Origin of the sequence: Sphingobacterium kitahiroshimense, assembly GCF_025961315.1 — a bacterium.
Lineage (GTDB): Bacteria > Bacteroidota > Bacteroidia > Sphingobacteriales > Sphingobacteriaceae > Sphingobacterium > Sphingobacterium anhuiense.
On the sequence record NZ_JAOQNK010000001.1, the window covers coordinates 2503591 to 2527342 of the forward strand.

Annotated in this window: 13 protein-coding genes, 2 tRNA genes and 3 rRNA genes; 6 read left to right on the top strand and 12 right to left on the bottom strand. The window is 39.3% G+C overall.

Translation table 11 applies throughout. The annotated features are described in order from the left end of the window. Positions 1-69 precede the first annotated feature (69 nt). From rrf to M2265_RS11335, 5 genes are all read right to left on the bottom strand, one after another. Positions 70-181, bottom strand: a 5S ribosomal RNA gene (rrf, locus tag M2265_RS11315). A 93-nt stretch (positions 182-274) separates the two neighbouring features. Beyond that, a 23S ribosomal RNA gene (locus M2265_RS11320) occupies positions 275-3162 on the bottom strand. A 223-nt stretch (positions 3163-3385) separates the two neighbouring features. Next, positions 3386-3459, bottom strand: a tRNA-Ala gene (locus M2265_RS11325). 10 nt (positions 3460-3469) lie between these two features. After that, a tRNA-Ile gene (locus tag M2265_RS11330) sits at positions 3470-3546 on the bottom strand. A 121-nt stretch (positions 3547-3667) separates the two neighbouring features. After that, a 16S ribosomal RNA gene (locus M2265_RS11335) occupies positions 3668-5197 on the bottom strand. The 16S, 23S and 5S rRNA genes sit together here with 2 tRNA genes alongside, the layout of an rRNA operon. 1574 nt (positions 5198-6771) lie before the next feature. Between M2265_RS11335 and M2265_RS11340 the strand changes: the two genes are divergently transcribed. The 4 genes from M2265_RS11340 to M2265_RS11355 all read left to right on the top strand — a co-directional run bounded on the left by M2265_RS11340 (position 6772) and on the right by M2265_RS11355 (position 11942). Next, the gene (locus M2265_RS11340) at positions 6772-8277 is read left to right on the top strand and encodes an ankyrin repeat domain-containing protein (RefSeq protein ID WP_132772312.1); all 1506 of its coding nucleotides are present in this window, start codon (positions 6772-6774) and stop codon (positions 8275-8277) included. A gap of 94 nt (positions 8278-8371) precedes the next feature. Beyond that, the gene (locus M2265_RS11345) at positions 8372-8767 is read left to right on the top strand and encodes a DUF2271 domain-containing protein (RefSeq protein WP_021190236.1); all 396 of its coding nucleotides are present in this window, start codon (positions 8372-8374) and stop codon (positions 8765-8767) included. A gap of 5 nt (positions 8768-8772) precedes the next feature. Then, the gene (locus tag M2265_RS11350) at positions 8773-10956 is read left to right on the top strand and encodes a PepSY domain-containing protein (protein ID WP_132772310.1); all 2184 of its coding nucleotides are present in this window, start codon (positions 8773-8775) and stop codon (positions 10954-10956) included. A 23-nt stretch (positions 10957-10979) separates the two neighbouring features. Then, positions 10980-11942 (top strand): FAD:protein FMN transferase, encoded by a 963-nt coding sequence (locus M2265_RS11355; RefSeq protein ID WP_132772308.1) that lies wholly within the window; start codon positions 10980-10982, stop codon positions 11940-11942. Between the two features lie 2 nt (positions 11943-11944). Here the strand turns inward: M2265_RS11355 and ccoS are convergent, their stop codons facing one another. From ccoS to ettA, 7 genes are all read right to left on the bottom strand, one after another. Further along, positions 11945-12124: a cbb3-type cytochrome oxidase assembly protein CcoS gene (ccoS, locus tag M2265_RS11360; RefSeq protein ID WP_132772306.1), complete on the bottom strand. Its 180-nt coding sequence runs from the start codon at positions 12122-12124 to the stop codon at positions 11945-11947. A gap of 25 nt (positions 12125-12149) precedes the next feature. After that, positions 12150-14537: a heavy metal translocating P-type ATPase gene (locus M2265_RS11365; RefSeq protein WP_132772305.1), complete on the bottom strand. Its 2388-nt coding sequence runs from the start codon at positions 14535-14537 to the stop codon at positions 12150-12152. A 10-nt stretch (positions 14538-14547) separates the two neighbouring features. Beyond that, positions 14548-15921, bottom strand: a complete 1374-nt coding sequence (gene hemN, locus M2265_RS11370) for an oxygen-independent coproporphyrinogen III oxidase (RefSeq protein ID WP_132772303.1) — start codon at positions 15919-15921, stop codon at positions 14548-14550. A 4-nt stretch (positions 15922-15925) separates the two neighbouring features. Continuing rightward, positions 15926-16339 (bottom strand): hypothetical protein, encoded by a 414-nt coding sequence (locus M2265_RS11375; protein ID WP_021190230.1) that lies wholly within the window; start codon positions 16337-16339, stop codon positions 15926-15928. 195 nt (positions 16340-16534) lie between these two features. Then, positions 16535-17596: a response regulator gene (locus tag M2265_RS11380; protein WP_132772302.1), complete on the bottom strand. Its 1062-nt coding sequence runs from the start codon at positions 17594-17596 to the stop codon at positions 16535-16537. 6 nt (positions 17597-17602) lie between these two features. Beyond that, complete coding sequence (locus M2265_RS11385; protein WP_132772300.1) at positions 17603-18793, bottom strand: PAS domain-containing sensor histidine kinase; 1191 nt, start codon at positions 18791-18793, stop codon at positions 17603-17605. A 3-nt stretch (positions 18794-18796) separates the two neighbouring features. Further along, positions 18797-20479, bottom strand: a complete 1683-nt coding sequence (ettA, locus tag M2265_RS11390) for an energy-dependent translational throttle protein EttA (protein ID WP_132772298.1) — start codon at positions 20477-20479, stop codon at positions 18797-18799. Positions 20480-20661: 182 nt separating this feature from the next. Here ettA and M2265_RS11395 point away from each other — a divergent pair, with 182 nt between their 5' ends. Both M2265_RS11395 and M2265_RS11400 read left to right on the top strand, forming a co-directional pair. Further along, positions 20662-23196 (top strand): ATP-dependent Clp protease ATP-binding subunit, encoded by a 2535-nt coding sequence (locus M2265_RS11395; RefSeq protein ID WP_021190227.1) that lies wholly within the window; start codon positions 20662-20664, stop codon positions 23194-23196. 126 nt (positions 23197-23322) lie between these two features. Next, positions 23323-23736, top strand: coding sequence for a hypothetical protein (locus M2265_RS11400; protein WP_132772296.1), 414 nt, complete (start codon positions 23323-23325; stop codon positions 23734-23736). Positions 23737-23752: the final 16 nt, after the last annotated feature.

Here is a 23752-nt window from a genome sequence, read left to right on the forward strand (position 1 = left end):
ATGCTCTCAGCATAAAAAAGGTATAAACACAAAAAAGCCTCTGCTGTATAGCAAAGGCTTCTGTATAAAAAAAGGCACCGACCTACTCTCCCACCTGTTACGGCAATACCATCGGCTCTGGCGGGCTTGACTTCTCTGTTCGGAATGGGAAGAGGTAGACACCGCCGATATAGGCACCTAAAATGTTTTTATGTGATATATGCTCTATAAAAAGCATTATCTATAGACAATTGAAAGAAAAACTAAAAGAGGAAGACAACAGTGTCTGCGTTGCTTGAGAAAGCTTCGGGTGATTAGTATTGCTCAGCTATGGTATTTCTACCTTTACACCTGCAACCTATCAACGTAGTAGTCTACTACGGCCCTATAAGGAAGTCTCATCTCGTGGCTAGTTTCGCACTTAGATGCTTTCAGCGCTTATCTATTCCCGACGTAGCTACCCAGCCGTACACCTGGCGGCATAACTGGTTTACCAGCGGTCAGTCCATCCCGGTCCTCTCGTACTAAGGACAGATCCACTCAAACTTCCAACGCCCACAACAGATAGGGACCGAACTGTCTCGCGACGTTCTGAACCCAGCTCGCGTGCCACTTTAATGGGCGAACAGCCCAACCCTTGGGACCTTCTCCAGCCCCAGGATGTGACGAGCCGACATCGAGGTGCCAAACCTCCCCGTCGATATGAGCTCTTGGGGGAGATCAGCCTGTTATCCCCAGCGTACCTTTTATCCTTTGAGCGATGGCCCTTCCATACAGAACCACCGGATCACTATGTCCGTCTTTCGACCCTGTTCGACTTGTTGGTCTCACAGTCAAGCAAGCTTATGCCATTGCACTCCTCGTACGGTTACCAAGCGTACTGAGCTTACCTTTGAAAGCCTCCGTTACCTTTTTGGAGGCGACCACCCCAGTCAAACTACCCACCAAACAATGTCCTCGACATGATCGAGTTAGAAACCGAATACAGAAAGGGCGGTATTTCAAGGTTGATTCCATGACTCCTGGCGAAGCCACTTCAACATCTCCCGCCTATCCTACACATCCTGTACCCAATTTCAATGTTAAGCTATAGTGAAGGTGCATGGGGTCTTTCCGTCCCGTTGCGGGTAATCGGCGTCTTCACCGATACCACAATTTCACCGAGCTCATGGCTGAGACAGCGCCCAGATCGTTACACCATTCGTGCAGGTCGGAACTTACCCGACAAGGAATTTCGCTACCTTAGGACCGTTATAGTTACGGCCGCCGTTTACTGGGGCTTCGATTCAATGCTTCTCTTGCGATGACATCCCCTCTTAACCTTCCAGCACCGGGCAGGTGTCAGGCCTTATACTTCATCTTTCGATTTTGCAAAGCCATATGTTTTTGTTAAACAGTCGCCTGGGCCTTTTCACTGCGGCTTCTCCATCGCTGGAGGAAGCGCCCCTTCTCCCGAAGTTACAGGGCCATTTTGCCGAGTTCCTTAGCCATGATTCACTCGAGCACCTTAGGATTCTCTCCTCGACTACCTGTGTCGGTTTACGGTACGGGTTTTTATAACCTGAAGCTTAGCGGGTTTTCTTGGAAGTCTGTTTACCTGCTCTATCAGCGCCGCCGAAGCTTTGCTGTACTATTGGGTTTCAGCAGGGTCGGCGGATTTGCCTACCGTCCCTATACCTACGCCTTTTAACGAACTATTCCGTCAGTTCGCGGCAGTGTCACTACTCCGTCACCACATCGCAGTTATAAAAAGTACTGGAATATTAACCAGTTGTCCATCGGCTTACTCCCTTCGGATGCGCCTTAGGCCCCGACTAACCCTGATCCGATTAGCGTTGATCAGGAAACCTTAGTCTTTCGGTGGGCGGGTTTCTCACCCGCCTTATCGTTACTTATGCCTACATTTGCTTTTCTATCAACTCCACGGCCCATTACCAGACCGCTTCTCCGTAAATAGAATGCTCCCCTACCAGACATGCACATAATGCATGAATCCATAGCTTCGGTAATACACTTGATGCCCGTTTATTATCCACGCCCGACCGCTCGACTAGTGAGCTGTTACGCACTCTTTAAATGAATGGCTGCTTCCAAGCCAACATCCTAGCTGTCTGTGCAGTCGGACCTCGTTAGTTCAACTTAGCGTATATTTAGGGACCTTAGCTGATGGTCTGGGTTCTTTCCCTCTCGGCCTTGGACCTTAGCACCCAAAGCCTCACTGCCGGCCATATCTTATAGCATTCGGAGTTCGTCTGGATTTGGTAGGATTTGACTCCCCCGCACCCAATCGGTAGCTCTACCTCTATAAGACTCCATGCCGACGCTGTTCCTAAAAACATTTCGGGGAGTACGAGCTATTTCCCAGTTTGATTAGCCTTTCACCCCTACCCTCAGGTCATCCGGAAACTTTTCAACGTTTATCGGTTCGGTCCTCCATTACATGTTACTGCAACTTCAACCTGCCCAAGGGTAGATCACAAGGTTTCGCGTCTACCTCATCTGACTATGCGCCCTATTAAGACTCGCTTTCGCTTCGGCTGCGTGGCTGAACCACTTAACCTTGCCAGACAAGAGTAACTCGTAGGCTCATTATGCAAAAGGCACGCCGTCACTGGACCTGCCAGCTCCGACCGCTTGTAAGCACACGGTTTCAGGTTCTTTTCACTCCTCTGTTCGAGGTTCTTTTCACCTTTCCCTCACGGTACTAGTTCACTATCGGTCTCTCAGGAGTATTTAGCCTTATCAGATGGTGCTGACAGATTCCCACAGGGCGTCTCCGACCCCGCGGTACTCAGGGTACTGCTAGGCTAGCATTCTATACGTGTACAGGGCTATCACCGTGTATCGCTGGGCTTCCCATCCCATTCCACTTCTGTTTGCTAATGCCATATCGCAGCCCTACAACCCCAAAAATGCCGTAACATTATTGGTTTGGGCTCTTTCCCGTTCGCTCGCCACTACTTGGGAAATCATTATTATTTTCTTCTCCTACGCCTACTTAGATGTTTCAGTTCAGCGCGTTCGCGTATTTTACAACATACCTTCAGTATGCTAGGTTGCCCCATTCGGAAATCTTCGGATCAAACTCACATTTGCTAATCCCCGAAGCTTATCGCAGCTTATCACGTCCTTCATCGCCTCTGAGAGCCTAGGCATCCCCCGTGTGCCCTTATTTACTTTCTTCACCTCATAGCCCTTTTGCTACTATGGGTTGCTTTTTGATATATAACCGTGATGCTACGCATTAATCCGTTCGGCCTTGACCGAGGGTCTTCATAATACATCGAGCACATCACAGTATTGTCTCTACTGTTGTCTTCTCTTGTAATTTTTTTTCTTTCAATATGTCAAAGAACTCTTTGTAGCCTTATCGTGAACACAATATCTTAGTGTCCGGGCATACATGTGGAGAATATCGGAGTCGAACCGATGACCCCCTGCGTGCAAGGCAGGTGCTCTAGCCAGCTGAGCTAATTCCCCGTATTATTTATGGTAGTCCCGAGCAGATTTGAACTGCTGACCCCTACATTATCAGTGTAGTGCTCTAACCAACTGAGCTACGGGACTAGCTTATCATTCTATCTCTCTGGACCGTCCATTTTCAGGGATGGGCACATTTCTTCAAATGTTTCTGTTTCTTATATAAATCATGTGTATCCGTAACGAGCTTCAATTCCGAATGCTCTAGAAAGGAGGTATTCCAGCCGCACCTTCCGGTACGGCTACCTTGTTACGACTTAGCCCCAATTATCGGTTTTACCCTAACACGCTCCTTGCGGTTACATGCTTTAGGTACCCCCAACTTTCATGGCTTGACGGGCGGTGTGTACAAGGCCCGGGAACGTATTCACCGCGTCATTGCTGATACGCGATTACTAGCGAATCCAACTTCATGAGGTCGAGTTGCAGACCTCAATCCGAACTGTGAACGGCTTTTAGAGATTAGCATCATATTGCTATGTAGCTGCCCGCTGTACCGTCCATTGTAGCACGTGTGTAGCCCCGGACGTAAGGGCCATGATGACTTGACGTCGTCCCCACCTTCCTCACAGCTTACGCTGGCAGTCTGTTTAGAGTCCCCATCATTACATGCTGGCAACTAAACATAGGGGTTGCGCTCGTTGCGGGACTTAACCCAACACCTCACGGCACGAGCTGACGACAGCCATGCAGCACCTAGTTTCGTGTCCCGAAGGACTGATCCGTCTCTGGATCATTCACTAACTTTCAAGCCCGGGTAAGGTTCCTCGCGTATCATCGAATTAAACCACATGCTCCTCCGCTTGTGCGGGCCCCCGTCAATTCCTTTGAGTTTCAATCTTGCGACCGTACTCCCCAGGTGGATAACTTAACGCTTTCGCTTGGACGCTTACTGTGTATCGCAAACATCGAGTTATCATCGTTTAGGGCGTGGACTACCAGGGTATCTAATCCTGTTTGATCCCCACGCTTTCGTGCATCAGCGTCAATACTAACTTAGTGAGCTGCCTTCGCAATCGGAGTTCTAAGACATATCTATGCATTTCACCGCTACTTGTCTTATTCCGCCCACTTCAAATAGATTCAAGTCCTACAGTATCAAAGGCACTGCGACAGTTAAGCTGCCGTCTTTCACCACTGACTTATAGGACCGCCTACGCACCCTTTAAACCCAATAAATCCGGATAACGCTTGGATCCTCCGTATTACCGCGGCTGCTGGCACGGAGTTAGCCGATCCTTATTCTTCAGGTACATTCAGCTTTCTACACGTAGAAAGGTTTATTCCCTGACAAAAGCAGTTTACAACCCATAGGGCAGTCATCCTGCACGCGGCATGGCTGGTTCAGAGTTGCCTCCATTGACCAATATTCCTTACTGCTGCCTCCCGTAGGAGTCTGGTCCGTGTCTCAGTACCAGTGTGGGGGATTCTCCTCTCAGAGCCCCTAGACATCGTAGCCTTGGTGAGCCGTTACCTCTCCAACTAGCTAATGTCACGCGAGCCCATCCATATCCTATAAATATTTGATCAAAAACCGATGCCGGTAAATGATGTTATGCGGTGTTAATCTCTCTTTCGAGAGGCTATCCCCCTGATATGGGTAGGTTGCTCACGCGTTACGCACCCGTGCGCCACTCTCATCAGTTCGTAGCAAGCTACTCCCTGAATCCCGTCCGACTTGCATGTATTAGGCCTGCCGCTAGCGTTCATCCTGAGCCAGGATCAAACTCTCCATTGTAAAATGAAGTGTAAGATCAAGACTATTTATAATAAATAGAATTGTCTTGTATTTTAATTTCTAATTCTAAAATTGAACAGGTTGATTTTTTTAACTTTCGTCGTTTCTCAACACTACTCGTTACGTTACATGATTATATTTTTAAAGAACTTCTGTCGCTTCCGCATCTCGCTTCGGCTTTTATGATGTCGGCATTGCGCCGGTATCGATCTTATTCTGTTTCCCTTCGTTTCCGTTGGGACTGCAAAGGTAGAAATCTTTTTGGTTTCTCCAAAATAAATGTGAAAATTTATTTTTTTTGTTTTCCTGCTGTTTCTGCGTTTAACCTGAATTAAACCCTTCTTTTTTCAGTACCTATCCTTTCGGATAAGCCGTTCCTCCCTTGCGGAGTGGTGCAAAGATAGCGACTTTTTATAATCACTTCCTAATCTTTTCCGGAAATAGTTTGCTGTGAACCGGTAAACGGCTTATAACCTGGCCGATAAATTTACCTATGATCTGTTCTCGGCGCTGAGAAACGGACAATCCTGGCTTTGAACTATAAAAAAGGGTATGCAGGGAGACTGTTCGTCCTCCGCCGTCTTTTATGGATGCAGTATGCTTTCAGGAAATGGCCAGGTGGAAATTATATCTTATCGGAGTATTGGTACAGCGGCATCATCGACACTATATATACTACATTACTATTACTATTACTATTACTATTACTATTACTATTACTATTACTATTACTATTACTGATAAGGTGATCCATGTCTCCTCATGCTTTCCGCAGGGCCGACATCTTTACTTTATACTATAAAGTATATACTACAAAAGGGATCCTGAGAAGTGCTGCTGTTTTGCAATAGCCAGCTATCCCCCGTACAGATACTCCAGAATAAGGCATATTATAACCTGATCAGGAACTGATAGGGGCCTGATTAATACTTAAACTGGGATTTATAGAGAGATTACTGGGATTTTATAAGGGGTTAATAGAGCTTTACCTCTACTAACCCCCTATAAACCCCCTCTTATCCCCCTGTTATACCTCTATTATATTCGAACAAGATCCCTACTTGCTTATAACATGGTATCACCCTGCTAACAATAGTAGGTTTCTCCAAATTCAATTGGTTTAAAGAGGTGCTTTATGATCACTTTCGTAACAGTCAGTATCCTTATACTTCCTTCTTTTATAATATCGCTATCCCAATAGCCCAGTATACAAATTATTCATACAAATACACACCATAGAAGTTTATACAAATAACTTCTAGCAGGTGAAAAAGTAATAAGAGGATATTAGTTCACTTACAAATAGCATAACGGCAGTAATTAAATTCATTTAATGATCCAATTCCCCTTGATATAAAAAAGTTACTTTAAAACTAAAGTAAAAGCTAAACGTACAAAGTGAGATTGTACAAGATATTATTAATAGCGTCCTGTTACCAAAATCACTTCAATGCCTTTAAATAGTGTAATTTTCAATAAATAATATTTTTTTTCTATAATTAAATTTTATAGATTTGCCTACTATTTAGATTTAGTATAAATAAATTCCAAACTCAAGATATTCCAATCATAATATGAAAAAGATTTTTCTAGCAGCTTTATTACTATCGGCTTTATACGGAAAAGCCCAAAATAACAACACCTTGATGAATGCGGATTTTTGGAAAGGTTCGCCAAATTTAGCTACTGTTAAAACTGAAATCGCAAAAGGAAATAGCCCTTCAAAACCAAATGCGGCTTCATTCGATCCTGTTACTACCGCTATTTTAAATAAAGCTCCTAATGATATTATCCAATATCTAATTGAACAAGAAGGAAATAGTGTTACTAAAAAAACACACCATAGCCGCAGTTATTTACATTGGGCTGCTTCTACAGGAAATCTTGAACTTGTCAAATATTTAATAGCTAAAGGTTCCGACGTCAATTATCAAGATAGTCATGGCTTTCCTATTGCAGCCTATGCGGCATCAACAGGAAACAAAAACACAGCTGTTTACGATGCTTTATTCAAAGCAGGTGTAGATCCAAAGCAAAAATATGAAGATGGGGCGACCTTACTTTTATTGTCAGTCGCATCAGATAATGATTTAAGCATTACTGATTATTTTGTATCGAAAGGGTTATCGCTAACAGATAAGGATAACTTTGGACGTACTGCAGTCGACTATGCGGCTAAACTTGGTCATATTGAACTTATCGAAAAACTGATAAAAAGAGGCGTTAAACCAACAAATAATGCTCTTTTCTTCGCTACTCAAGGATCTAGACAGGTTACTAATGGTATTGAAACCTATAAATACTTGGTAGAAACTCTAAAGTTAGATCCAAAAGCAACAAATAAAGATGGTGCTACAATTCTACATGCATTAGTACGTAGACCCAATATGGAAGTAATCAACTATTTCCTGGCAAAGGACGTTGCGATCAACAAAGCGGACAATGAAGGAAATACCGTCCTTATGGTCGCAGCTGCCGGTAAAGATGCGAAATTGGTCGAGCTTCTATTATCAAAAACAACAAATATTAACGCTGTAAATGATAAAGGAGAATCTGCATTGACAAAAGCAATTGCAAATGGCTCTTCAGAAGTAGCAGCTTTATTACTTAAAAATGGTGCTGACATCAAAGTGCTGAATAAAGATGGAAACAATCTTGCTTATTATTGGTTAAATTCATACACAGAACCTAATCCTCAAACACAAGGTGGCCAGCAACGCAATCCACAAGGAGATAGTTTTGAAGAAAAATTAACCTTATTAAAGAATAATGGCTTAACAGTCACTGATCTTCAAAAAAATAAAAGCTCTTTATTACACTTAGCTGTTGCAAAAGAGAACATAAACCTTATTAAAAGAGTCGCTGCCTTAGGAACTGATATTAATGCTCAGGACAATGATGGCATGAGCGCTTTACATAAAGCGGCTTTAATAGCAAAAGATGATACTATTCTTAAAAAATTGATTTCAATCGGTGCTAAAAAAGACCTGCTAACATCATTTGATGAAACAGCTTACGACATTGCAAAGGAAAATGACTTTTTAGCAAAAAATAATGTATCTATCGATTTCTTAAAATAACGGCATGAAAACCTCTTTAAAATTTACTGTACTTATATTTCTTATTACACTATTTAGCTCAAATTCATTTGCACAATCAAGTAAATTCAAGTGCATGATTCAAATGAATAGCTATGAGGGTGAGGGAGCATATATCATTATATCATTAATCAATCCAAAAGGCGCTTACGAAAAAACGCTTTCTGTATTAGGCCCGGATAAACAATGGTATAATACGCTTAAAGAATGGCATAAGTTTCAAACAAAATCCAACAACAAACTTAGTGCAATTACAGGCGCCTCTGTTGGTGGTGGTGACCGTGCAATGAGAACAATAGAAATTGACGATACAAAATTGAACAAAGGTTATAAATTACGTTTCGAATCGGCTGTTGAAGAACAAAAGTATCATGTCACTGACGTAGAAATTCCCTTGACAACAGAAGCATTAGCGGAGCGTGCTAGCGGCAAAGGATATATTAAATTTGTAAAATTAAGTAAAGTTCAATAATTAAAATGACCTTATCCATATGGAGGTATGCACATTTAGCTCTTGCGATCGTATCATCCCTATTTTTACTCATACTTTCCGTAACAGGAATTATATTGGCGATAGATGCAGTTAACGAAAAAACACAAGCATACCGAGTAGAAGATTCCAATACCATAACCCTTGCGCAATCCATAACGGCCTTGCGCAAGGTTTACCCTGAAATCATTGAAATAGCAGTCGATCACAATCAATTTGTCAGTATAGATGCTTTAGATGAAGAGGGTAATACCATTAAAGCTTATATCAATCCGACCACAGGAAAAGTATTAGGTGAAATCAAACCCAAAAGCCAGTTCATCCAGTGGACAACCGCCTTACACCGTTCCTTATTTCTACACGAAACAGGACGTATATTAGTCGGCCTGGTTTCCTTCATATTGCTATTGATTACCATTAGTGGACTCATCTTGATCCTTAAACGTCAGCAGGGTCTTCGCAATTTCTTTTCTAAAATAAACCGTGATTTTTTTGCTCAATATTTTCATGTTGTCAGTGGAAGATTGTTCCTCATTCCTATTTTGATCATTGCTTTATCAGGCACATATTTATTTATGGCACGAATGGAACTGATCAAGAAATCGAACGAAGAGCTTGAACATCAGGATACGCAAACTGAGAATCAAAAGGATTTAAAGGAATTTGCGATTTTTCAACAGCACACTTTAGGTACAATTGAAAAGATTGAATTTCCTTTCATGGATGATGATCCTGAAGAATTTTACACGATCAAATTTAAGGATCGTGCTGTTACAGTTAATCAGTTTAATGGCGAAATCGTTAAAGAAACAAAATATCCTTATACTGCAGCACTAGAGAAATTAAGTCTCGATATCCATACAGGCCGAACAAATGTGATTTGGGCTATTATTCTAGGTCTTGCTTCTTTAAACATTGTATTCTTTATTTATACTGGCTTTGTCATCACATTCCGAAGAACAAAAACTAAGATTAAAAATAAATATAAAGCCAATGAAGCTGAATTTATTATTTTAGTTGGCTCAGAAAATGGCAGTACTTTATTTTTTGCAAATCAGATTCATAAGCAACTACTAGCAGATGGTAAACGTTCTTTTGTAACAGCGATGAACCAATACCAAAACTATCCAAATGCGACACATATTTTAATATTCACTTCGACATATGGGATCGGGACAGCACCGACTGGAGCATCAAATTTTGAAGAGCTACTTGAGAAATTTCCTCAAGAACAGACAGTCCAATACAGTGTAATTGGATTCGGATCGAAAGCTTACCCAGATTATTGTGCCTACGCAGAACATATAGATAAACTTCTTGCGACCAAAGAATGGGCTACCCGCTTCTTAGATCTTCATAAAATTAATGATCGATCTGCTCATGAATTTACAAATTGGGTACATCACTGGAGTGAAAAATCGTGCATTGCTCTAGCTACTGCTCCATCTTTATACCAGTCAAAAGTTGCCAATCTGCAGCAACTTCAGGTTGTTAAAAAAACAAGCCAAGATCACGCGACATTCACTGTTTTATTTAAACCTCTCAGAAAGTTAAAATTTCAATCGGGCGATCTTTTAGCGATATATCCTGCACATGATAATAGGGAACGCTTTTATTCCATTGGTGAAAATAATGGAACGATTCAACTGGAAGTTAAGCTGCATCCCAATGGATTGGGATCAAATTTTCTATATGAATTAAAGGAAAATGACCATATTGATGCCCGGGTGATGACGAATCCTGACTTCCACTTTCCTAAAGCTCCTGCTGTTATTATGATTGCAAACGGAACAGGAATTGCACCTTTTTTAGGTATGATTCAAAACAATGTAAAAACACCTCTTCGTTTATATGCTGGTTTTAGATACAACAATACACTCACACAGCGCTATCAACAATTTGCACAAGAGGAAATTGTAAAAAAACATTTAACAGCCTATCAGTTTGCATATTCAAGAGAATCAACAGCACAATATGTGATGGATCTAATCAAACATGACGTACAACTATTTATAGAACATTTAGAGAATGACGGTGTCATTATGATCTGTGGATCGCTTCAAATGCAACGTGACGTCGAAAAGGTCCTTGAAGAAATGACCCTATCGCAAAAAGGTAAAGCACTGCTTTATTATAAGGAGAAGAAACAGATTCTAACCGATTGTTATTAAAAGACAAATCAATACTACTGCTCATGAGACTTCTTTGTACGATCACCTTCCTATTTATTATAACGCTTAGTCAGGCACAGGTATTACAAAAAAAGCAAGTGACTTTAATGGGCTCTGTCTTTGAAATCACTATTGTAGACCGGGATACCGCATCTGCCCGAAATCATATTGATCTTGTAATAGCAGAGGTTACACGTATTGAGAATCTGATTTCAGAATGGAGACCGGAAACCCAGATTTCGGAAGTAAACCGCAATGCAGGTATTAGACCTGTAAAAGTAGATCGTGAAGTTTTTGATCTGACCAAAAGAGCAATCGCGTATTCCCGCAATTCAAATGGAGCTTTTGATATCAGTATTGTTGCTTTAGACAAAATCTGGAAATTTGATGGCAGTATGACCGAATTACCTACGGAAGAAGCTATTCGTAAATCAGTTGAAAAAGTGGGTTATCAGCATATTATCTTAGATAGTGTCAATTGCAGTATTTACTTAGCACTCCCGGGTATGAAAATAGGTTTTGGATCAATTGGAAAAGGTTATGCGGCAGATCGTGGAAGAGCTTTGATGCAAGAAAAATATGTTGTAGCTGGCATCGTTAATGCATCCGGAGATCTATCGACCTGGGGGCTTCAACCAAATAATAAGCCTTGGTTAATAGGCATAAAAAACCCTTTCAAAGCTTATAAAACGATTAAAATATTAAAAATGCAGGAAAATGCTGTTGCGACATCGGGCAATTATGAGAAGTATGCTGAAATTGACAACAGACGATATGCACATATCATCAACCCTAAAACTGGCTATCCTTCTACTGGACTGACCAGTGTTACGATCTACGGCCCTTCTGCTGAGTTTGCGAATGCTCTAAGCACCTCGATTATGGTTCTAGGTCAAGAAGAAGGTATTTTATTAGCAAAAAGATTTCCCCTCTATCATTATCTTCTGATAACTGACAACGGAACTGTTATAAAAAGCCAAAGATAAACCTAGCGCTTCTTCTCTTCTGGTTCCGGTTCAATTTCTTCCACGTCATCGTCAAACAGGATTCGAACAGAAGGCGTATAGGTATCATCATTTTGTCCCGTTTTATTAGCCCAAAAAAAAGCACCTAAAAACAATAACGCAACAAATACACTACAGCCAATCAACATAAAGATGATACTCATAACACTATTTTAATATAAAAATCTTCTATAATCCCCTTCTTTTTGCAAACCATCTTGTCAAAATACTGGTGAATGATATAATGGTTACCGTACTTATAGGCATCAGTATTGCTGCAAATAAGGGAGACATTTCTCCTTGAACAGCAAAACTCAGTCCAATCACGTTATAAAAAATAGAGATACAGAAACTTAAGTGAATAACACGGACTGCATCTTTACTAAAAGCAAAAAACTTAGGTAATTTATCAAAAGATTCGCCATCCAAGATTGCATCACAACCTGGAGAAAAATTATTGATATCATCACTGACCGCGATCCCTAGATCGGCAGTTTTTAGCGCTCCAGCATCATTAAGTCCATCTCCTACCATACAGACACGATGTCCATTCTCTTTGAATAAATTGATAATATCCAATTTATTCTGCGGAGATTGATTAAACAGCAATCGTGTTTTTGAAGGAAAAATCTCCTTTAATAAATCTTTTTTTCGATCATTATCGCCCGATATCAAGTGAAGATCATAATGTTTTAAATCATGAATAATACCGGAAAGCCCGGCACGCCAAGACTGTTCCATTGCAAAACTACCCTTTACTTCACCATTAATAGAAACAAATACATAAGAAGCTTCTGCTGCTCTAGTAGGCACATCTACAAAACGGGCACTACCGATCTTGATTGTATATTGGCCAATATGCGTTACTGACCCTTCTCCAATTTTTTCTTCATACCGATTAACCGGTACAGCATCTACTCCTTCTAACCATTTTACAATCTCCCGGCTCAATGGATGACTTGAATTTCGACAAGAAGAATACACCAATATTTTTTCTTCTTCTGTTAAATATCCGTCAAAAACAATTCCATTAACAGTAGGTGACGAGATTGTCCCTGTTTTATCAAATATTATCGTGTCAATTGATGCCATCTGCTCAATGGCATCTGTATTTTTAACGTAGAATTTGTTTCGGTCAAATACACTTAAAGCTGCAGACAATGTAAATGGAGAACTCAATGCTAAAGCACAAGGGCAGGCAATGATCAATACTGCTGTAAATGCACCCCAAGCTTTATCGGTATCTGCGTCCATCATCCAAAAAACTGTTGCAGATAGGGCAATAATCAATAAAGCAACCGTAAAATATTTACTGATATAACTTATAAATGTCTGAAAATGTTTATCATATTGTTTAAAATTTTCATTATTCCAAAGCTTGGTTAAATAAGACTGCGAAACCGATTTGACCACTTCAAGCTCAATCGCTTCAGCCATTTGACGTCCTCCAGCATAAATCACTTCGCCTAGTGTTTTAGTCACAGGTTTTGACTCTCCAGTCACAAAGCTAAAATCTATACAGGCATCCCCGCGGAGCAACACCGCATCTGCTGGTATGATTTCATTATTTCGGACTAAAATCCGATCCCCAACTTTTAAATCGGCCAGCTGAATCGGTTTTTCCTTTTCATCGTGTATCGTTGTTACAGCTACAGGAAAATAACTTCTATAATCACGTTCAAAAGAAATGTGATAATATGTTCTTTCCTGAACCCATTTCCCAATCAATATAAAAAAGACCAAACTACAAAGTGTATCCCCAAAGCCAGCCCCGGTCTGCGAGATCACTTCATATGCGGTACGTACAAATAAGATAAATATTCCCAATGCCAATGGTACATCTAAGTTCAGTCTTTTTTGACGGATACTTAAAAATGCCGATTTAAAATAATCTGAAGCACTATACAGTAAAACAGGCAGTGTAAATAAAAGATTTGCATACCCAAAAAACACCGAATAGTTTTTTTCAAAACCTGCCAGTCCAAAGTATTCAGGGAAGCTCAACATCATCGAATTTCCAAAACAAAAACCTGCTACCGCTATTTTTGCTATCAATGGATTAGCATTAATTTTTTTGCCCGCCTTAACCACATCCTGCAAGGTAATCTTTGGTTCATAACCGATACTTCGCAGTAACTGTACAAGATCACGGAGTGATAATTCCGTATGCTTAAATGTGATACTTGCTTGTCTTTTCATGAAATCAACTTTCGAAACAAGTACATTTGGGTTTATTCTATACAGGTTCTCCAATAACCAGATACAAGAGCTACAGTGAATTACAGGAATGTAAAATGTTATGATCGTGATCTGCTCATCTTTATAGTCAATCAGTTTATCGGTAATAATAGCTTCATCCAAATAAGACAAATCAGCAGTTTTATCAAGGTTTGATTTTCCTGGATGCTGGTTATAGCGATAATAACTTTGCATATTATTATCATGTAAAATCTGGTATACTGTTTGGCAGCCTAAACAGCAGAAATCATGGTTATCAAATTGATAGCCACTGGAGATAACTGCATCACCACAATGAAAACAATGCTGGTCTATTTGAGTTTGTTTGATATCCACCATTACAGATTATTTAAATAGCTTGACTAAATAATTCTTTTTCGTTTTTGGAGTTTTGTAATTTCAGATCAAAAGCCATACAGATATTGCGTAGAAAAGATCTTCCTAATTGGGTTATAAGAACACGATCCTCATGAATAAGAACCAACCCCTCTTCTACCATTTTTTCTAAACGCTTTATAATAGACTCATTTTCAAACAAACCAACCGCTAAGTTTGTTTCTCCTTTACACATCAGATCTAAAATGTTGCGTCTTATAATCAGATCTTCGTCATCAAGTAAATGCCCTTTCACAACCGGCAACTGATTGTTTTCAATCATCTTTTGATATTCCTCCACACTTTTAACATTTTGTGCAAAAGCATCCCACGAATCACTGATAGAAGATACTCCGAGACCAATCAATAAGGGACGATAACGATCTGCATATCCCATAAAATTGCGATGAAGCCTTTGCTGTTGAAATGCAATAAACAATTCATCGCCAGGTTTAGCAAAGTGATCCATTCCAACATCTCTATATCCGGCATCTTGAATAAATTGCTTTCCCAGTGTATAAAGCGCAAGCTTTTCTTCACCTTGAGGTAAGTCTAATTCAGTGTAATGACGCTGTCCAGGCTTTAACCATGGCACGTGCGCATAGCTATAAAAAGAAATACGATCCGGATCAAGCAACAGCGATTCTTTGATCGTTTCTGTTATTGTTTTCAAACTTTGTTTGGGCAGTCCGTAAATCAGATCAAAATTAATAGAAGTATATCCGATAGCACGAGCTTCTTGCATAACGCGACGTACATCTTCCACATCCTGCTTTCTATTTATAGTAAACTGCACAAGCGGATCGAAATCTTGAATTCCCAAGCTTAATCTTCGAAATCCCAACTGATACAAATCGGCTAAGTGTTCATAAGTCGTATTGCCAGGATGTGCTTCGAAAGAAAATGATGCATCGTCTGCGACCTGAGCTTTCGATAAAATACCCGCCAGTAATTTTGCTAAATTCTCTGGAGCAAAAAAGGTAGGGGTTCCACCACCAAGGTGAATTTCAGAAATCAAAGGCGCACCTTCCTTTAATATTGCTGTGTACATCCCCCACTCTTTTAGCAAACTGTCGATATAAGGTATTTCAACTTTATGATTTTTCGTAATTCGGGTATTGCAACCACAATATGTGCACAGACTTTCACAGAATGGCAAATGAATATAGAGACTTATCCCTGCTTTTTTTGATTTTTGATAGGTATGATATACGCGACTAGACCATTCCTTCTCAGAGAATTGGTCGCTATTCCAAAATGGAACAGTTGGGTAACTCGTATATCTAGGGGCTGCAACATTGTACTTCCGTACTAAAGACTGCAAATCTATTCCATTGTTCGAATTCATGAGATTATAATTTTACAGGACATACTTTTAAACAACAACAAGCAGTGCCCACACATTTGCCAGCACCCCACAAATTCAAATTGCGAATTGTCTGTTCGGCAATACCTTTTGGGCTTTGGTCCTCATAAGGTGTATTAGCAACTTGTATATCCAACTTTCCGGCTTCAACTAAGTCGATGTGTTCTGTCCCTAAAGTACGTGTCAGAATACGGCCTACACCCATATCTTTTAACACCCGGAGCATGGAAGCTTCTAGAATATCCTGTGCCGAAATGACAACAACATCTTTCCCTGTAGCATAAACTTTTGTTTCTTCATTTAGCCCATTAGAAATTAATGTCAAATCATGCATTTTACCATTAGCTAATGCTAATAACTCCTTTTCATAGGTCTGAATACTGTAAACAACTACTTTCATGCTATCTTTTTTGATATTCTAAATCCGAACTAGAACAAAAGTAAATAGTCTTCAAATACTTACACATGAAGTTCATCAGCTTAAAAAGTGATCTACGTCACATTTTTAAGCTTAAAAATGCTCTGAAAACGAAAAAGGGTCGCATCCTTGCTGGATGCGACCCTTCTGATCAAAATATCGTGGTAATAAAAGACCTTACTGCTTAACCTTACGAAGTTTTTTAACTGAGAAAATACGAATGGCACTTTTCTCTTTTGCAATTAAATTTTCTTCTCTAAAATCGGCTAAAACACGTGAGATCGTTTCATTTGCAGTACCTGCAATTGTTGCGATTCCCTCTCTTGATATTTGAATAACACATTCATCTTCAATTGCTGTATTCACCGTTTTCTCAGCGACACTAATTAATGCATTGGCAATACGTTTACGTACTGTATCATAAGCAAATCCCAACAATTGCTCTTCTTTCTCTCTAATATTTCCCGATAGCAATTGAATAAATTTACCTGCAATCAATGGTTTGCGATAAATTAATTCAAAAAAGTCTTCTTTACTGATCAGTGCTATTTCCGATTTTTCAATAGCTTCAACATTATCAGAATAATTTTCGTTCAACAGCATCGCTTCATAGCCGATATATGTACCTGCAATCTGAATATCTGTCGAAAGCTCCCGTCCATCATTATAACATAGAAAACTGCGGACCTGTCCACTCAACACAAAATAGACGAATACGGGTACATCACCCTCTTCGTAAATACTTTGTTTCTTTTTGAATACTTTAACACGAGATTTTTCAATGAGTTCTTTCAACAAAAAATCTTGTTCTTCAGGACTTAAATACAAGGAGTTTTTAACTGTTATGGCCTCGCCTATCTGTCCCCGCTTTTTAAAGCGCACATCAATGGCATTTAACAACTCAACATCATCAAAAGGTTTTGTTAAATAATCATCTGCTCCTAGCTCCATTGCTTTTCGCATATCAGACCGTTCAACTTTAGCCGTAAGGAAAATAAAAGGTATGTGTGCCGTTTCTTCGTTCTTACTTAGAATATATAAAACGCCATAGCCATCTAACTCAGGCATCATAATATCACAGAGAATCAAATCGGGCAAATGAGTTGTTGCTAAATCAACACCATCACGGCCATTTTCCGCTGCAAGTACATGATAACGTCCTGTTAACTCCAAAATCTCTGTCGTTCCTTCCCGTATATCTGTATTATCCTCTATAATTAATATTGTCTTCTTTTCCACCTACAATTATTTATTTTGGGTAAATATCATCTTAAAAAAAGCTCCTTCGTTGATAGCAGATTTGTATTCCAATAATCCGTCCATAAGATGAACATAGCGTTTTACAATGTTCAACCCTAGACCTGTACCTGGTATATTACCTGTATTATGAGCTCTAAAAAACGGTTCAAATAGATTGATCTGATCTTCCTCCGGAATTCCTATTCCATTATCACGGACTGTGATGATGCAAATATTATCCTCGATTATAGTATTAAACTCAATGAAGGTATCTTCACCAGAATATTTTATGGCGTTTGAAATCAAATTAACCACCGTATTTTTAAGTAAATTAGAATCCATCATAAACAGTCCAACCTCACCTGTGTGCTGATAAACAATATGTTGATTCTTTTTACAGATCAATTGCATCTCTTCGGTAATTTCTTCTGCTAATCCAACCACATTGATCATTTGCTTATTGACCGTAACAACACCTGCTTCCAATTTTTCCAGTGATAGAAAATCATTTAAGATGCTTGTTAGCAATTGAACAGAGCTCTTAATTTTACCGGTGTGTTTCAATACACTTGCAAAATCTGGTTTTTCAATATACTTATCGATCAATGAAGCTGATAACTGTACAGAGCTCAAGGGAGTTCTAAATTCATGCGAAGCCATGGAAACAAATCGCGATTTTAGCTGACCAAGTTCTTTCTCCTTCTCAAGCGATTTCGAAACTTCAGCCTTTGTTTTCTCCAACTCCGAAACAAGCATAATCAAATCTTTCGTTCTTTCGCTCACTTTCTGTTCAAGCTCGACAGCATGTTTTTTCAATCGGTTTTCCGCGGCTTTTTCTCTTGTAAGATCATGGATAAAGCCTGTAAAAATATTTCTATTTTTATACCACACCTCACTCACTGCCAAACGAAAAGGAAAGGTGGTTCCATCTTTCTTTCTTCCAAGAACCTCCCTTCCTATTCCAATTATCTTTTTGTGCCCTGTTCTTTTATAATTATCGATATAGCTATCATGGCGACTATGATCCGGTTCGGGCATTAACATCGAAACATTATTACCGATAACTTCATGATCTGAATAACCAAATAAACTTGACGCTGCCGGATTAATAGATTCGATCAATCCCCGATTGTCGATCGTAATAATTCCATCAATAGCATGATCAATAATTGCTTCTAAAAGCTTCGCACTATCCATTTACTATTTCACTAGTTTTTTATACTTAAGACGGTGTGGAGTGACATCGCCAATTCTTTTCTTTCTATTTTCTTCATATTCTGAATAGTTCCCTTCGAAGAAATATACCTGAGAATCACCTTCAAATGCTAAAATATGCGTACAGATACGATCTAAGAACCATCTATCGTGGGAAATGACAACTGCACAACCACCGAAATTCTCCAAACCTTCTTCCAAAGCACGTAAAGTATTCACGTCAATATCATTGGTAGGCTCATCCAGAAGAAGTACGTTCGAACTTTTCTTCAATGTAATGGCCAAGTGTACACGGTTACGCTCACCTCCAGATAACACACCAACTTTTTTCTGCTGATCTGCTCCATTAAAGTTAAATTTTGAAACATACGCTCTCGAATTTGATGAGCGGTTGCCCAACATGATATTCTCGTTTCCATCGGTAATATTTTCCCATACTGATTTCTCCGGATCCAAGTCATCATGGTTTTGATCCACATAACCAAGAGCTACCGTTTCGCCCACTTTAAATGTACCCGTATCAGGCTGTTCCTGTCCTGTAATCAAGCGGAACAAAGTTGTCTTACCGGCACCATTGGGACCAATAATACCCACAATACCTGCAGGAGGAAGTGAGAAACTTAAGTTTTCAAATAAGATACGGTCACCGTAAGATTTTGAAATATTATCTGCTTCGATCACGACATTACCTAAGCGTGGTCCCGGTGGAATGAATAATTCTAATTTCTCTTCACGGTCTTTCGTTTCCTCTGAAGCTAATTTCTCATAATTATGAAGACGTGCTTTAGATTTGGCATGTCTAGCTTTAGGAGCCATACGTACCCATTCCAATTCACGTTCTAATGTTTTTTGACGTTTTGACTCTGTTTTTTCCTCTTGCGCTAAGCGTTTAGATTTTTGATCTAACCAAGAAGAATAGTTTCCTTTCCAAGGAAGACCTTCACCGCGATCCAATTCCAGAATCCATCCAGCGACATTATCCAAGAAGTAACGATCGTGGGTTACAGCGATAACTGTACCTTTATATTGTTTTAAATGTTGTTCTAACCAATCGATAGACTCAGCATCCAAGTGGTTGGTTGGCTCATCTAATAATAAAACATCCGGTTCTTGTAGCAAAAGACGACACATTGCCACGCGACGGCGCTCCCCTCCTGACAAATTGGCAATCTTAGCATCAGGCTCTGGACAACGTAAAGCATCCATGGCACGTTCTAATTTTGAGTCAATTTCCCAAGCATTGGTTGCATCAATAATATCCTGAAGTTCACCTTGTCTAGCCAAAAGCTTATCCATTTCATCTGCATTTTCATACACTTCAGGTAAGCCAAATTTTTCATTAATTTCTTCGTACTCTTTCAGAATACCCGTGATCTCGGCAACACCTTCTTGAACAATTTCAAGTACTGTTTTTTCCGGATCTAAAATAGGTTCCTGCGCTAAATAACCCACAGAATAACCTGGTGAGAAAACAACTTCACCTTGAAAAGATTTATCTAAACCAGCAATTATCTTTAACAGTGAAGATTTTCCGGAACCGTTAAGACCGATTACACCAATCTTTGCACCGTAGAAAAAAGAAAGGTAAATATTTTTTAAAACTTGTTTTTGAGGAGGGTAGATTTTGTTGACACCCGCCATTGAAAAGATTATTTTTTCGTCTGACATACTAATCAATTATTCTTTGTTTGGACAATAAATACACACAAATGTAAACTTTTATACTGACATTTTGATCGATTTAATAGCATGGCTTAATTGTTGATAAATATTACTAAAATATTAAGGATTGATAAAGTAAATTTATTACATTTATATCATTCTTGGTCATTAAAAGAAAGGTAAATTACATGGAAGCAAAATTTTCACCGCGCGTAAAAGATGTCATATCGTACAGTAGAGAAGAGGCTTTGAGGTTGCGTCACGATTATATTGGCACAGAACACTTGTTGTTAGGTTTGATTCGTGAAGGTGATGGCATGGCAATTAAGATTTTGAAAAATATCGGAATTGACACTGCGGCTTTACGTCAGTCTGTAGAGGAGGCCGTGAAAAGCTCAGCTGTATCTCGCGCTCCAATTGGCAATATGCCACTTACTAAACAAGCAGAAAAAGTACTTAAAATCACATATTTAGAAGCTAAAATTTTTAAAAGTGAAATCATAGGAACAGAGCATTTGTTATTAGCTATTTTGAGAGATGAGGATAATATCGCTTCTCAAATACTACAACAATATCAAGTGAGTTATGATATCTTCAAAGCGGAAGTAGAACAAAATAAAACAACTATCCGAGATGAAGCTCCAGGTTCGTCCACTGGTGATGACGATTATCCTGAAGAAGAGCAATTCATCCAACCTAAAAAGGTATCTGACATTAAATCTAAAACTCCGGTTTTGGATAACTTTGGCCGCGATTTAACAAAAGCTGCGGAAGAAGGACGTCTTGATCCTATTGTAGGTCGTGAAAAAGAAATTGAGCGTGTTTCTCAGATTTTATCACGTCGTAAGAAAAACAATCCGTTGTTAATCGGAGAGCCGGGTGTTGGTAAATCTGCCATTGCAGAAGGATTAGCATTACGTATTGTACAACGTAAAGTATCACGTGTACTGTTTAACAAACGCGTCGTTACGCTTGATCTCGCATCTTTAGTGGCAGGTACAAAATACCGTGGCCAATTTGAAGAGCGTATGAAAGCTGTGATGAACGAATTGGAAAAATCTCCAGATGTGATTTTATTCATTGATGAGATTCATACCATTGTAGGTGCTGGTGGAGCTTCGGGTTCATTAGATGCATCCAACATGTTCAAACCTGCTTTAGCAAGAGGCGAGATTCAATGTATCGGTGCTACTACATTAGATGAGTACCGTCAGTACATCGAGAAAGATGGAGCTTTGGATCGTCGTTTTCAACGCGTCACCATTGAACCTGCAACTCGTGATGAGACTATTGAGATTTTAAATCGTATTAAAGAAAAATACGAAGAACACCATAATGTCAACTACACTCCTGAAGCTATCGAAGCTTGTGTAAGTTTAACGACTCGTTATATTACCGATCGTTTCTTACCGGATAAAGCTATCGATGCGCTGGATGAAGCTGGTTCACGTGTGCATTTAACAAACATACATGTTCCACAATCCATCATTGATATCGAAGAGAAAATCGAAGAGATCAAATTGGAGAAAAATCGTGTTGTGCGCAGTCAAAAATATGAAGAAGCTGCAAAACTACGTGATACTGAGAAAAAACTGTTAGAGGAACTTGACCGTGAAAAATTAGCATGGGAAGAGGAAACGAAAGCAAAACGTTATGTCGTAACTGAAGATAATGTTGCAGAAGTTGTTTCGATGATGACAGGGATTCCTGTACAACGCGTTAGCCAGACAGACAGTCAAAAACTGTTGAACATGGGTGACCTGATGAAAAATAGAATCATCGGACAAGATGATGCTGTTCAGAAATTAGTGAAAGCTATTCAACGGACACGTGCCGGTCTTAAAGATCCGAAGAAACCAATTGGTTCATTCATCTTCTTAGGCCCTACCGGTGTTGGTAAAACTGAGTTGGCAAAAGAGTTAGCACGCTTTATGTTTGATTCTGAAGATGCATTGATTCAGATTGACATGAGTGAGTATATGGAGAAATTTGCGATATCACGTTTAGTGGGAGCGCCTCCAGGATATGTTGGCTATGAAGAAGGTGGACAGTTAACAGAAAAAGTTCGTCGCAAACCATATGCTGTAGTCTTATTGGATGAGATTGAAAAAGCACATCCGGATGTTTTCAACTTATTATTACAAGTGTTGGACGAAGGGCAATTGACAGATAGTTTAGGTCGTAAAGTTGATTTTAGAAATACCATCATCATCATGACTTCTAATATCGGAGCACGTCAATTGAAAGAATTTGGTCAAGGTGTTGGTTTTACCACTGCGGCAAAAACAACACAAGCAGATTCACATTCAAGAACTGTTATCGAAACAGCGTTGAAACGTGCTTTTGCTCCTGAATTCTTGAACCGTATCGACGATGTAATTGTTTTCAATTCGTTATCGAAAGAGAATATCTTCAAAATCATTGATATTGAGTTGAGATCTCTATTCGGTAGAATCACAGATTTAGGTTACACAATAGATTTGACTGAAACAGCAAAAGAGTTTATTGCAGAAAAAGGATACGACACTAATTTTGGAGCCCGTCCATTAAAACGAGCAATTCAGAAATATTTAGAAGATCCAATCGCTGAAGAAATCTTAAAAGGTGATATCAAATCTGGCGATCGTTTAAAAGTTGATTTAAACGCTGAAACTAAAGAAATTGAAGTCACTGCTGATCGTTCTGAAAGACCGATTGAGCCAGCAGATAAAAAAGAAGATTAATAGAATTTGATTTATTTAAGAAAATGCACCAGAAATGGTGCATTTTTTGTTAGAAGTGTTAAAAGATTGTTAAACTATTTTAGTTACAAACAGTCTTACAAATTAAGGAACAAAAAAACTACAGATATGAAAAGAATTTTATTAGCCTTATTAATAGGTGGTGCAACCTTAACTTCATTTAGTTCTTGCACGAAAGAGTATATTACTCAAGAAGTTAATGTATTAGATGGATTCAGTTATGTATACCCAGTTAACTCCAATCAATGGACAAAAAATGGCAATATGTATAGTATCGAGATTGCTGTTAACAACTTAGATGCAGAATATTACGAAAATGGGCATGTAAGTGTAGCTGTAAACTTTGTAGATTCTAAAACATACGAACTAATTCCTTCTATAATATTTGGTCATGACTACTCTTCGAACTATTCAATTGGTAAAGTACGTATTTTCGCGAGGGATGTAAGTGGTTTAACTCCAAAAGCACCCAACGATATGGATATCAAAATTGTTTTGACAGATGCAGCAGTTGGCAATTAATTTTTCTTAAAAAAAC